Annotated in this window: 12 protein-coding genes; 7 read left to right on the top strand and 5 right to left on the bottom strand. The window is 64.9% G+C overall.

Translation table 11 applies throughout. From position 1 onward, the window contains the following. Window positions 1-128: 128 nt before the first annotated feature. Window positions 129-854, top strand: coding sequence for a 3-keto-5-aminohexanoate cleavage protein (locus tag BLS48_RS20855; RefSeq protein WP_091581418.1), 726 nt, complete (start codon window positions 129-131; stop codon window positions 852-854). Window positions 855-867: 13 nt separating this feature from the next. Here BLS48_RS20855 and BLS48_RS20850 read toward each other — a convergent pair whose 3' ends face one another. Beyond that, window positions 868-2,382 carry an AMP-binding protein gene (locus BLS48_RS20850; RefSeq protein ID WP_091581416.1) on the bottom strand — a complete coding sequence of 505 codons (1,515 nt, stop codon included), beginning with the start codon at window positions 2,380-2,382 and terminating at the stop codon, window positions 868-870. 43 nt (window positions 2,383-2,425) lie between these two features. Beyond that, a complete protein-coding gene (locus BLS48_RS20845) occupies window positions 2,426-3,241 on the bottom strand; it encodes a p-hydroxycinnamoyl CoA hydratase/lyase (protein WP_091581651.1) in 816 nt (271 codons plus the stop codon). A 112-nt stretch (window positions 3,242-3,353) separates the two neighbouring features. On the opposite strand from BLS48_RS20845, the gene BLS48_RS20840 reads away from it, so the two are divergent. Both BLS48_RS20840 and BLS48_RS20835 read left to right on the top strand, forming a co-directional pair. Next, complete coding sequence (locus tag BLS48_RS20840; RefSeq protein WP_244529728.1) at window positions 3,354-3,842, top strand: MarR family winged helix-turn-helix transcriptional regulator; 489 nt, start codon at window positions 3,354-3,356, stop codon at window positions 3,840-3,842. Window positions 3,843-3,938: 96 nt separating this feature from the next. Then, the gene (locus BLS48_RS20835; RefSeq protein ID WP_091581410.1) at window positions 3,939-4,514 is read left to right on the top strand and encodes a cytochrome b; all 576 of its coding nucleotides are present in this window, start codon (window positions 3,939-3,941) and stop codon (window positions 4,512-4,514) included. A gap of 110 nt (window positions 4,515-4,624) precedes the next feature. Here the strand turns inward: BLS48_RS20835 and BLS48_RS20830 are convergent, their stop codons facing one another. Together BLS48_RS20830 and gcvA are read right to left on the bottom strand one after the other, a co-directional pair. After that, a complete protein-coding gene (locus BLS48_RS20830; RefSeq protein WP_091581407.1) occupies window positions 4,625-5,437 on the bottom strand; it encodes a class I SAM-dependent methyltransferase in 813 nt (270 codons plus the stop codon). A 253-nt stretch (window positions 5,438-5,690) separates the two neighbouring features. Continuing rightward, window positions 5,691-6,593: a transcriptional regulator GcvA gene (gcvA, locus tag BLS48_RS20825; protein WP_091581404.1), complete on the bottom strand. Its 903-nt coding sequence runs from the start codon at window positions 6,591-6,593 to the stop codon at window positions 5,691-5,693. A 128-nt stretch (window positions 6,594-6,721) separates the two neighbouring features. Between gcvA and BLS48_RS20820 the strand changes: the two genes are divergently transcribed. The 4 genes from BLS48_RS20820 to add all read left to right on the top strand — a co-directional run bounded on the left by BLS48_RS20820 (window position 6,722) and on the right by add (window position 10,192). Then, a complete protein-coding gene (locus tag BLS48_RS20820; RefSeq protein ID WP_091581401.1) occupies window positions 6,722-7,426 on the top strand; it encodes an SDR family oxidoreductase in 705 nt (234 codons plus the stop codon). 134 nt (window positions 7,427-7,560) lie between these two features. Continuing rightward, the gene (locus BLS48_RS20815) at window positions 7,561-8,619 is read left to right on the top strand and encodes a Gfo/Idh/MocA family protein (protein WP_091581399.1); all 1,059 of its coding nucleotides are present in this window, start codon (window positions 7,561-7,563) and stop codon (window positions 8,617-8,619) included. 25 nt (window positions 8,620-8,644) lie between these two features. Beyond that, complete coding sequence (locus BLS48_RS20810) at window positions 8,645-9,046, top strand: GFA family protein (RefSeq protein WP_091581396.1); 402 nt, start codon at window positions 8,645-8,647, stop codon at window positions 9,044-9,046. Between the two features lie 153 nt (window positions 9,047-9,199). Further along, window positions 9,200-10,192, top strand: coding sequence for an adenosine deaminase (gene add, locus BLS48_RS20805; RefSeq protein ID WP_091581394.1), 993 nt, complete (start codon window positions 9,200-9,202; stop codon window positions 10,190-10,192). 78 nt (window positions 10,193-10,270) lie between these two features. On the opposite strand, the gene BLS48_RS20800 is transcribed toward add, so the two are convergent. Then, complete coding sequence (locus tag BLS48_RS20800) at window positions 10,271-11,503, bottom strand: cytochrome-c peroxidase (RefSeq protein ID WP_244529738.1); 1,233 nt, start codon at window positions 11,501-11,503, stop codon at window positions 10,271-10,273. Window positions 11,504-11,685 lie beyond the last annotated feature (182 nt).

Below are 11,685 nucleotides of genomic sequence, written 5' to 3'. Positions count from 1 at the left end.
ATCCACTGGCGGCTTTTATTCAAATGCCGCCAAATCTTGCCAGGCCTGTCAGGAGTGACGCCACCCAACTCTTTGCCGTGCCTTGCCGCGCGGCTAGGGTGCGGTCACTCTTGACTGAGGCGAGATCAATGATTGTCCAGGCCTGCATCAACGGCGCGCGCCCGCGTGATTTCCACCCGAGGCTGCCGCTCGACGCACAGGCGATGGCGAGCGACGCGGCGGCCTGCGTCGCCGCGGGAGCGGCAGAACTGCACATCCATCCGCGCGGCGCCGATGGGCGCGAAAGCCTGGCGGCTGTCGATGCGACGGTCCTCGCTGTGCGCCAGGCCTGCCCGGGCACGCTCATCGGCGTGTCGACCGGCGCCCGGATCGAGAACGATGTCGAGCGGACCCGCGCGGCGATCGCCGGCTGGCGGGAACTGCCCGACTACGCCTCGGTCAATCTGTCGGAGGCCGACGCGCCCGGGGTGATGGAACTGCTGCGGCAGCGCGGCGTCGGTATCGAGGCCGGGCTTGCTTCCGTTGCCGATACCGAGCGTTTCGTCGGCCTTGCCGGCCACGACCGGGTGCTGCGCATCCTGATCGAGATCGACATTCAGGACCTGCCGGCCGCGCTGGACGAGGCGCGCGGCATCGCCGCCGTCCTCGAACGCGCCGGGGTGCGGCGGCCGATCCTGCTGCATGGCGTCGACGCCACGGTCTGGCGGTTCGTCGAACTTGCGCACCACAAGCGCTGGTCGACGCGCGTCGGGCTGGAGGACGGCAAGACGCTCGCCGATGGCGGGACGGCGAGAGACAATGCTGCAATCGTCGAGGCGGCCGCGGCGATTTTTCGCGGCGCGCCGGCGGGCTGAATGGTGGTCTGCTTCAGTTGTGCCCGCTGGCTGGTGCTGTCCAGGTGTGCAAAATGTGTTTCTGGATCTTGCCGGATGCGGTGCGCGGCAGGACATCCGTGATCAGGAATTCCTTCGGCACTTTGTAGCGGGCGATGCGGGCGCCGCAATGGCTGACCAGCGCCGCCGGATCGACAACACGACCTGGCTTCAGCACGACGAAGGCGCGCCCGACTTCGCCCCAGCGCCGATCGGCGACACCGATCACGGCTGCCTCGGCGATGTCGGGATGGTCGAGCAGCACCATCTCGATTTCGACCGGATAGACGTTCTCGCCACCGGAAATGAACATGTCCTTGCGGCGGTCCACAAGGGTGACGAAGCCTTCGTCGTCCTGCCGCGCGATGTCGCCGGTGCGAAACCAGCCATCGGCAGTGAAGGCGGAGGCCGTCTCTTCCGGCCGGTTCCAGTAGCCTGATGTGATGGAGGGACCGGACAGCCATATCTCGCCTGGCTCGCCGGCGGCGACGTCGCGGCCATCCTCGTCGACGATGCGCAGGCCGATCGTTGGCGCCGGCAGGCCGGCCGAGCCCGCCTTGCGGGCGATCCGGTCGGCCTCGACCGGCATGCCAAGCACCGTGCCTGCTTCCGTCATGCCGAAGCCGTCGACCATGCACACGCCCTGTTCCAGCCACCAGTTGATATTGGCGGCCGGATTTGGCGCGCCGCCGGTGAAGATGGCGGTGAGCGATGTCCAGCGCGCCGGCGCAAAGTCCGGGTGTTCACGCAGCATCCTGGCCATCTGCGGGACACAGAAATAGTGGGTGACGCCAAGGGTCGGATCGGCGAGGCGACGGTTGGTGAGGCCGGCATCGAAGCCGGGTGAGATCAGCAGCGTGCCGCCCTGCAGCAGCGGCGGACGCAGGCTGGTGATGAGGCCGATGACATGGAACATCGGCGCGTCGCAGAGAAAGATGCTGGCATTGCCGACCCGTCCCAGCACGCCGAAATTGACCGCGGTCGCCAACGCATTGCCTTCCGTGACGATGACGCCCTTTGGCTGGCCCGACGTGCCCGATGTGTAGAGGATGATCGACGGCGCGTCGCTGGCCGACAAGGGACGGCGCGGCGCCGGTGCCCGCGCCGCGACCGCTTCAGCGAAGGCCGGGACTTCGATTGGCATGCAGCCCCTGGGCAACGCCATTTCGGGCGCGGCGTCATGCAGCAGCAATACCGGATCGCAGTCCTCGAGGATCGCCCGCTGTTCCGCACTGGCGAGCCGCCAGTTGAGCGGCACGAAGATGGCGCCAAGCCGCATGGCTGCCTGTTGCAGGATCAGGAGATCGGCGCTGTTGCGGGCAAGCGTGGCGATCCGCTGCCCCGGTTCGATGCCGTGGCCGGTTTCAAGGACGCCGACGGTGCGCTGGATGGCTGCGTCTAGCGCGGCATAGGTCCATTTTCGGCCCGATGCCAGGTCGACGCAGGCGACACGATCCGGCTGCGTCCGGGCGTGCAGGGCCACGGGATCTGGCGTCGTCCAGGCCGGCATTTCGCATCTCCTCCCAGATTGCGGCGATGGGTTTATCGTGGCGTCATCTGGCCTTGTCGTAAGCGCCGAGGCCCGGCTTGTAGCTCTTTTCGTCGATGAACTGGCGGATGCCTTCCTTGCGGCCCGAATTGTCATGGAAATTGGCCGCCTCCTGCGCCCGCACCAGATAATCCTCGGCATTGTCGTAGGTCATCTCGGCGACGCGACGGATGGCATCCTTGGTCGCCTTGAGCGCAATCGGGTTCTTCTTCAGCAAGATGTTCGCGACCTCGGTGACGCGCGCCTTCAGGTCGGCCAGAGGCAGGCTTTCATTGACCAGCTTCCAGGCGGCGGCCTTCCTGCCGTCGATGAGTTCGCCGGTCAGCGCGTGGTACATGGCATCGCGCATCGACAGCAGGTCGACAACCACCTTGGTGGCGCCGCCGCCCGGCAGGATGCCCCAGTTGATCTCGGACAGGGCGAACTGCGCCTCGTCGGCGGCGAAGGCGAGGTCGCAGGCGAAGAGTGGGCCATAGCCGCCGCCGAAACACCAGCCATTGACCATGGCGATGGTTGGCTTGCCGTACCAGCGCAGGCGCCGCCACCAGCCATAGGCTTCGGACTGCGCCTTGCGGACGGCGCCGAGACCCTTGGCTTCGGTCTCGCGGAAATACTCCTTGAGGTCCATGCCCGCCGACCAGGCGCTGCCTTCGCCCGACAGTACGAGCACGCCGACATCGTCACGGAATTCCAGTTCGTCGAGAACCTCCATCATGCGCCGGTTGAGCGCCGGGTTCATGCAATTGCGCTTGTCCGGCCGGTTGAAGCGCACCCAGGCGATGCCGTTCTCGACATCGAAGGCAACGGTCTCTTCGGTCATGGTCAGTGTCCTCCCGTTTCGCATCGACATTGATGAAAATCGCTATGCAGCATAGCTATCACGATTGCTATGTCGCATAGTCTTTTTCGCTTGACAAGAGGAGGCGATCGCGGTGATCGATTATACCATGGATGACACTGAGGTTCACGCCAGTACAGCCGCGCGGGGTGCGATGGCCGAGGACGCGCTCGACGCGCAGATCGGTTACAATCTGAGGCGCGCCTCGGCCTTCGCCTTGAATGATTTCGCGGTCGAGCTGGCCGATGCGGCGCTGCGCCCGGTCACTTATGGCATGCTGGCGCTGATCGACGAGAGGCCCGGCATCCGCGCCGCCGAACTGTGCCGCCTGCTCGGCATGAAGAGCGCCAACATGGCGCCGCTGCTGGCCGAGCTCGAGGAGCGCGGGCTGGTCGAGCGCGACGACCATGCCGAGGACAAGCGCGTACGGGTGCTGACCCTGACGCCGGCCGCGAGGGAGGCTATGCCCAGATGGCGGCAACAGGTTCGCCGGCACGAGGACCGGTTCCTGCATCGGCTGACGAAAAAGGATCGGGCAACGCTGCTGCGCATGCTGCGCCTGATCTGGACGGACGAAGACTGAGGAGCTGCCGCATCGCCTTCGATGTCGCTTGAGGAACGATTGAAATGGGGGCACGGTGCGGAGAGATTGTCCGCCGCTGCGTTCAGGAGTTCTTGCATGTCGCTATCTGGTACCGCAACCCGCTACGGAAGCCTCGCCCAGGCGCTTCACTGGCTGACGGCGCTGTTCGTGCTCATCGCCTTCCTGGTCTCGGAAGGTGGTCCTCCCACGCGCGTCTATTCAGCCGCCAACGCCTCGACGCTGCTGCTTCACGAGTCGCTCGGCTTCGCCGTTTTCTGGCTGCTGGTCATCCGCCTGATCTGGCGTCTGTTCGACCGCATTCCGGACGCTCCTCCCATGCCCGGGTGGATGGACCTCGCCTCGAGGGCAACACACTGGGCGCTCTATGCGCTCCTGTTCGCGGTTCCGGCGACCGCCATGCTCGGCGCATGGTTTGGCGGCCACCCGGTGACGGTCTACGGCCTGGGAGCGATCGGCCCGTTCTCCGGCACATGGGGCACGTCGCTGGCGGAAATCCATGGCACGCTTGGCGACATCATCCTGTGGCTCGCAGGACTGCACGCCGCGGCTGCCATCTACCACCATGTCATCCTTCGCGATCGCGTGCTGAGCCAGATGGTGCCGGGCCTGCCCAATCCGTCGTCCGGGCTGGGACGGCAAGCGCGGCCCTGATGCCTGCTCCATAATGTCTGGAAGTGCCGGAACGGATAATCCGGCACCTCCATCTCTTTGTCCTGACGCAATTCCGGACGGAAAACCGCTCACGCTTTTGCTGGGATTGCCTAGGCCACGGCCACGATTACGTGTGCCTGAATCTTGGCGGCAACCTCGCCGCTGCCATGTCTGTCCGCAATCGCGGAGGCGGCATAGTCGGTTGCAGCTTCCAGCTTTCCCGGGTCCCTGGCCTCGATTTCGCTTCGAAGAACAGTTCCCTGACAGTAAGCAACGGCCGGAAGGCGTGGCGAGGATGCTCGGCTTTGTTCGGCTCTCGTTTCGATCACCACGCGCGAGAAACCCGCGTCTTCCAGATCGCTGCGGATCAGTGCCGTATCGTGGTAGCCGTGCGGCGTGCGTGCCAGAAAGCGCGGCGGATCGTCCGGAAAAATCCTTGCGAGAGCATTCGTCACATCGTCCGCAAAGACATTCTCCTCGATGCGGTCCCATACGTTGAACAAAAGATGTCCTCCGGGCTTCAGGACTCGCTTTGCCTCGCGGTAGGCGGATGTGCGGTTGGGAAAGAACATCGCGCCGAACTGACAACAGACGAGATCGAAGGCCGCATCGTCAAACGGCAGCGCCATGGCGTCCGCCTGGCGCCATTCGATGCGACTGTCGGGCGCTTGTCGCGAAGCGGCGTAGTCGAGCATCGGCTGGTTGAGGTCGGTTACGACATAGGTTGCGCCAGGGGACAGTCTTGGCGCCAGTGCGCGGGTGACAACCCCGGTGCCCGCGGCGATTTCCAGGACGGCGCCGGGCGACAGGGACGCTGCTCGCTGTGCAAGATCCGCGGCGAACGGCTCGAAAATCAACGGCACCATATAGCGGTCGTAATTTTCCGGAATCGAGCCGGCAAACACCTTGTCCGTTTCCAACATTGCTACCTCCCGCCGTTCGTTCGATGGCTCGCGAGACTAGCATATAATTGTCTGCCTTGGGTCGCTTTCGACCGAGAGGCATCCAACAGCATAGGCGGCCATGTCGGCGATAACTCCGCGAAGGCGTCCGGGAGACCTACGCATCGATCGCCCATGTGAAGCCGGACGCCTTGCCGCCGATCCAGCCAGAGCATGACCCCGAAAGTGGGTGCCGGTTTTCGGAAAAGCTCAAACAGACAGAGAGAGCAGGGGCTCACGACAAAGGCTGTTTCTCTCCCGCATCGAGCAGCCATTGCCGCACGGCCTGCGTTGGCTCGGGATGCCGCTGTTTTCTTGGCACCACGACGTGGAAATCCTGCGTGCCGCGCATTTCGCCGCTCACCGGCTGGACCAGCCGGCCGGCGGCGAGATCGGCGGCGACGAGAAAGCGGCTGGCCAGCGCGATGCCCTGGCCGGCGATGGCGGCGTCGATGGCCAGGCTCGTCTGGTTGAAGCGCATGCGTTTCAGTTCGGTCGTCATCTTCAGGCCGACCGCCTTTTCCATGAATTCCGGCCACAGATTGTGCGCGTCGTGCAGCAGAACATGATGCTGGATTTCGGCCGCCGCGATCTCGACGGCGCCGTGCGGCAGCAGGGCCGGGCTGCAAACGGCGATGATCTGCTGCGCGAACAACAGGTCGACGATCAGGCCGGGGCCGAAGGGCGGGCGGCCCTGCCGCACCGCGATGTCGACGCCATCGGCCTGAAAACTCGACAGGCTTTCGCTGGCCAGGACACGCAAGTCGACCAGCGGATTGTGCGCCATGAAGTCCTGCAGCCTGGGGATCAGCCATTTGGTGGCGAAGCTCGGCGTCACGCTGATCGTCAGCCGCGCCGGCTCGGGGCGCAACAGCAGCGTCGCCTCCGAGATCAGGTCGAAGGCGCGACGGATGTTGGGCACATAGGCGCGGCCCTCGTCGGTGAGAGCCAGGCCGCGCGGCAGCCGCTCGAACAGTTTTGTGCCGAGATCAGCCTCCAGCCCGCGAATGTGCTGGGCCACCGCGCCTTGCGTGACGTTCAATTCCTCGGCGGCGATGCGGAAATTGAGATGGCGCGCCGAGGCCTCGAAGGCGCGCAGCGCATTCAACGGTGGCAGGCTCAGGAAGGCTTCGGGCATGCAGGAGCTTTTCTACAGGCTGATTTCAGGCATTCTGGTTCGAACCGGGCGAGAAAACCAGCTATATCACCGCGCGGATCCCGAAAAAACTGCTTGCTGAGTCCTGCCAACCCCGAGAGGAAAATCCAATGAGTGTAGAAAAAGTGGCTGTTGTGGTGGCCGGCGGCAGCGGCATGGGTGCGGCGGCGGCGAAGCGGCTGGCGGCGGACGGCTTCAAGATTGCCATCCTGTCTTCCTCGGGCAAGGGCGAGGCGCTGGCCAAGGAGTTGGGCGGGCTCGGCGTCACCGGCTCCAACCAGTCGAACGACGATCTGCAGCGTCTCGTCGACCTGACGCTCGAGCGCCATGGCCGCATCGACGTGCTGGTCAACAGCGGCGGCCACGGGCCGCGCGCGCCGATCCTCGAAATATCAGACGAGCAATGGCACACCGGCCTCGATGTCTATCTGATGAACGTCATCCGACCGGTGCGCATCGTGGCACCCCACATGGTCAAGCAGAAGGGCGGCGCCATCATCAACATCTCGACGGCCTGGGTGGTCGAGCCGAGCCCGATGTTCCCGACCTCTGCGGTGTTCCGCGCCGGGCTTGCCGCCTACACCAAGATCTTCGCCAATACCTATGCCGCCGACAATGTGCGCATGAACAACGTGCTGCCCGGCTGGATCGACAGCCTGCCCGCCACCGAGGAGCGTCGCGACAGCGTGCCGATGCAGCGCTACGGCACGAGCGAGGAGATCGCCGCGACCATCGCCTTCCTGGCCTCCGAAGGCGCCGGCTACATCACCGGCCAGAACATTCGTGTCGACGGTGGTATCATCCGCGCTATTTGACGCTTCGACCGCGAGGAGGAGCCATGTCCCTGGGGCGAAGCGATGACCCAGGCCGCGGCACGGGTTCGCCGCCGAAGGGGGCTGGCAGCACTCCCAAGGCGGCCGATTCTGACATCTCGCGCAGGGAGCAACAAATGCGGCTTTTGATACTCGGCACCGGCTGGATGGCGCAGGAACATGCGCGGCGCTTCAGTGCCATCGAGGGCATCGATATCGTCGGCGCCGTCGATGTCGATGCGGCGCGCGTCGGCGAATTCGCCGACAGCTTTGAGATTCCCAACCGCTTCACTTCGCTCGAGGAGGCGTTGAAATGGGGTGCCTTCGACGCGGTGGCCAATGTCACGCCGGACCGCATCCACCACCCGACCACCATGGCGCTGATCGCCGCCGGCAAGCCGGTGCTGTGCGAAAAGCCGCTGGCCGAAAACTTTGGCAAGGCCACCGAGATGGCCGATGCCGCCGAGGCCGCCGGCATCGTCAACATGGTGAACCTCACCTATCGCAATGTCGCGGCGCTGCAGAAGGCCCGCCAGATGGTGCAGGCGGGCGAAATCGGCACGGTCCGGCATGTCGAGGCGTCCTATCTGCAAAGCTGGCTGGTGTCGAAATTCTGGGGCGACTGGCGCACCGATCCGAAATGGCTGTGGCGCCTGTCGCGCGGGCATGGGTCGAACGGCGTGCTCGGCGATGTCGGCATCCATATCCTCGATTTCGCCAGCTACGGTGCTGCTCTCGACATCGACCATGTCTTCTGCCGGCTGCGCGCCTTCGACAAGGCACCCGGCAACCGCATCGGCGAATACGGGCTCGACGCCAATGACAGCTTCGCCATGACGCTGGATTTTTCCAACGGCGCCTTCGGCGTGGTGCATGCCAGCCGCTGGGCGACCGGGCATCTCAACGAACTTCGCCTGCGCATCTATGGCGACAAGGGCGGCGTCGAGGTGGTGCACAATCTCGACGGTTCGGTGCTCAAGGCCTGCGTCGGCGAGAATGTCGAGAACGCCAAATGGGAAGTGCTCGACGCCGGCGCGGTGGCGACCAACTACCAGCGTTTCGTCGAGGCGGTGAAGAGCGGCGTCCAGGCCGAGCCGTCCTTCCGCCATGCCGCCGGGCTGCAGAAGGTGCTGGACCTGGCGGTGGTGTCGGACGAGAAGCGGACGGAACTGAGGGCCAACGCGGATACGCAGTAATTTCTAACGAGGGGAGGAGCCTGTCATGGTTACGCGACGCGCCACATGTTCCTGCGGCCAGCTTTCAGCCGTCTGCTCGGGCGAGCCGGCGCGCATCTCCGTTTGCCATTGCCTGGACTGCAAGCGGCGCACTGGCAGTGCCTTCAGCTACAATGTCCGGTTCGCGGAAGGCGGCGTATCGATCCAGGGACGGGCAGCGCAATTCACCCGCGTCGGCGACCAGGGCGGCCGCGTCATCTACAGCTTCTGCCCTGATTGCGGGACCACCGTCCACTACCGAATAGATACCCAGCCCGGTGTGATTGCCATCCCGGTCGGCGCCTTCGCGGACCCGTCGTTCCCACCGCCCTTCCAGTCCTTCTACCACGACAGCCGGCGCTGCGACTGGGTCGAGATCCACGCCAAGCCTCTGGCGACGTTTGGCTGACCTTCGGTCGTTTCGGTAGTCCTTGGGAACGGTCCCCCTAATCTTGCAGGCCGTTCCGCTTCGGCGCGCCGTGCGCAATTCTTTCAATCATTTCTTGAAACGGGGGCCGGTCGTTTCATGATTTGATGACGCTTGCCAATATGGGAGGCGTCATTGACCGATTTCATCGGACTGCCGAAAGCCGAAGTGCACATCCACGTCGAGGGCTGCTTCGAGGCCGCCGATGTGATCAGGAACTGCGAGGAAGCCGGCATTCCGCTGCGTGCACCGCACGACAGGCTGTTCGAAGCCCATGACCTCAAGAGCTTCCTCGAGATGCTCGACTGGTTGTGCGGCACATTCCGGACGCGCGAGCAACTCGCCACCACTGCCTACAAGTTCGCGCAGCGCATGGGCCGAAGCGGCGTGCGTTATGCCGACGTCATCGTCAATCCGACGCATTGGCCGCATTGGCACAAGAACATCCCCGGGATGATCGACGCATTCGATGCCGGTTTCGCGGCCGCCGAGCAGGACGGGCACCCGCCGGTCGGACTTTGCGTCAGCCTGCTCCGCACCCAGTCGGCGGCGGAAGCGATCGAACTGGTGGAGTTGCTGAGTGCGATCAGGCACAAGCGCGTCGTTGCGCTGTCGATCGACGGCAACGAAGCGGCTGCCGGCCGCACCGGCCCGCGCTTCGCCGAGGCGTTTCGCCGTGCCGGCGCGGCGGGCCTGCGGCGCACCGTTCATGCGGGCGAGTCGAGCGGCCCGGAAGGTGTTCGCGACGCAATCGAACTACTGGGCGCCGACCGCATCGACCATGGCGTGCGGTCGATCGAGGATCCGGAGCTCGTCGACTTGCTGGCACGGAGGCAGATTCCCCTGGGCGTCTGTCCGATCTCCAATTTGGCGCTTGGCGTCTATCCATCGCTTGCCGAACATCCGCTCGACGCCCTGCGCAAGGCCGGTGTCCCCGTCTCGATCAACACCGATGATCCGTCGCTGCTCGACACCACGCTTGAAGCCTCCTATGCCGCCTGCGCCGAGGCCTTCGCCTGGGACAGCGAAACCATCCGCCAGCTCGCCGCGACGTCGGTGCAGGCGAGCTACGCCGACCCAGCGTTGAAGGCGCGGATCCTGGCCGATCTGGCGGCCTGGCGGAGCTAGGGGGCCGCTACCGGTTCCGGTCCCTGGCCATTCCGGCAGGAAGGTCCCTGCCGTTCTTCCAGCTTAACCGGCAAGGATTCAATTCGCCGGTACCGCCTCGGCCTGCTGGTCCGCGTCAGTCAGCGTTTGCAGAAACGCGACAATGGCGTCGATCTCGGGGTCGGTCAGCGCCGGTCTGTCGCCGGGCTTCCTGCCGAAGGGCGGATCCTGGTTGAGATTGGGCCAGTAAGCCTTTGGCAGATCGTCATATTCGCGCACCGTGCCATCGGCGTACTTGGGGTACCAGCGGCCGGGATCGCTGTCGCGGCTGGCATAGAAGGCGACCGCATCGCGCAGCGTGTGGAAGTATCCATTGTGGAAGAAGCTTTTTCTCAGCGCGACGTTGCGCAGCGTCGGCGTCTTGAACAGGCCGCAATAGTCCGCCCGGCCGTGGAAATCGGTGCGCAGCGGTCCGCACAGGCCAAGATCGAAATAAGCGGGGTCGGCATTGGCCGATATGGCCGGGTTGCGCGGCACGGCGACGGCGATCAGGCCATAGTCGGTGAACTGCGGCGGCTCGCCGTCATTGGCGGGTTGGCTCAGATGGCAGCTGGCGCAATTGCCCTTGGTCTCGTCCTCGAACAGGGCGCGGCCGCGCAGTTCCTGCGCCGTGAGCCGCGCCTTGCCGGCGAGAAAGACATCGTAGCGGCTGGAGTAGGGATAGAAGTCGGCGGCACTCTGCTCGAAGGTGCCGAGCGCCTCGGCGGCGGCGTCGAAGGCGTCGTCCGGGTGGTCGAAAACCTGGTCGCCGAAAGCGGCCTTGAATGCACCGGCATAGGCGGCCTTGCGCAGGGCAGCCGTGACGGCGGCGGCGTCCTTGTTGGCCATCTCGAACGGTGACAGCAGCGGGATCTTGGCCTGATCCTTGCCGCGATCGACGCGGCCGTCCCAGGTCAGGCCTCCGGTCGGGCCGTTGTCGACGCTCTCGTCGCCTTCGTCCTCGGAATCATGAAAATGCTCGGTGAAGGCGGGCGCCGCCTGCAGGTAGCGAAGCGAAGGTACGGCGCGCAGCCCCGGCTGGTCCAGCTTCGGTCCACCCATCTCGACCGGTGCCGCCGAGGCAGGGCCGAAGGCATGATGCGGGTCATGACAGGACGAGCAGGCCTGTTTGCCCGAGGCAGACAACGACGGGTCGAAGAACATCTTACGGCCGAGCGCTGTCAGGGCCTGCGCCCTGGCGAAGGCATCGGCTCGCGACATCGGCCCGGGATGGACGCTGCCGGTCCCGGCGCGGCCAATGCTTGCCGAGGAAATCGCGGCGATGCCGAGCATCGATGCGGCGATAATGATCCTCTTCCATTGTCCTGCCGCCATGTCGTCCGGTCCGCCTTTTCGCCCGGGACTTAAGGCCGCACTGCTACGGATTCATGACCGGTCTGCCCGCTCACGCAACCGTGTTCGCAGGCGAGGCAAATGTCACAAAGGTGACAAGGCACCGATCTAACGTTTTCATC

The sequence above is a fragment of the Mesorhizobium qingshengii genome, assembly GCF_900103325.1.
Lineage (GTDB): Bacteria > Pseudomonadota > Alphaproteobacteria > Rhizobiales > Rhizobiaceae > Mesorhizobium > Mesorhizobium qingshengii.
The sequence above is the reverse complement of the archived record's forward strand: the minus strand, read 5'-3'. Positions and strand labels throughout refer to the sequence as shown.

Excerpts from the sequence above, each read along its gene's own strand:
- BLS48_RS20855 (WP_091581418.1), top strand. The coding sequence starts at position 129 with ATGATTGTCCAGGCCTGCATCAACGGCGCGCGCCCGCGTGATTTCCAC.
- BLS48_RS20850 (WP_091581416.1), bottom strand. The coding sequence starts at position 2,382 with ATGCCGGCCTGGACGACGCCAGATCCCGTGGCCCTGCACGCCCGGACG.
- BLS48_RS20845 (WP_091581651.1), bottom strand. The coding sequence starts at position 3,241 with ATGACCGAAGAGACCGTTGCCTTCGATGTCGAGAACGGCATCGCCTGG.
- BLS48_RS20835 (WP_091581410.1), top strand. The coding sequence starts at position 3,939 with ATGTCGCTATCTGGTACCGCAACCCGCTACGGAAGCCTCGCCCAGGCG.
- BLS48_RS20830 (WP_091581407.1), bottom strand. The coding sequence starts at position 5,437 with ATGTTGGAAACGGACAAGGTGTTTGCCGGCTCGATTCCGGAAAATTAC.
- gcvA (WP_091581404.1), bottom strand. The coding sequence starts at position 6,593 with ATGCCCGAAGCCTTCCTGAGCCTGCCACCGTTGAATGCGCTGCGCGCC.
- BLS48_RS20820 (WP_091581401.1), top strand. The coding sequence starts at position 6,722 with ATGAGTGTAGAAAAAGTGGCTGTTGTGGTGGCCGGCGGCAGCGGCATG.
- BLS48_RS20815 (WP_091581399.1), top strand. The coding sequence starts at position 7,561 with ATGCGGCTTTTGATACTCGGCACCGGCTGGATGGCGCAGGAACATGCG.
- BLS48_RS20810 (WP_091581396.1), top strand. The coding sequence starts at position 8,645 with ATGGTTACGCGACGCGCCACATGTTCCTGCGGCCAGCTTTCAGCCGTC.
- BLS48_RS20800 (WP_244529738.1), bottom strand. The coding sequence starts at position 11,503 with ATGCTCGGCATCGCCGCGATTTCCTCGGCAAGCATTGGCCGCGCCGGG.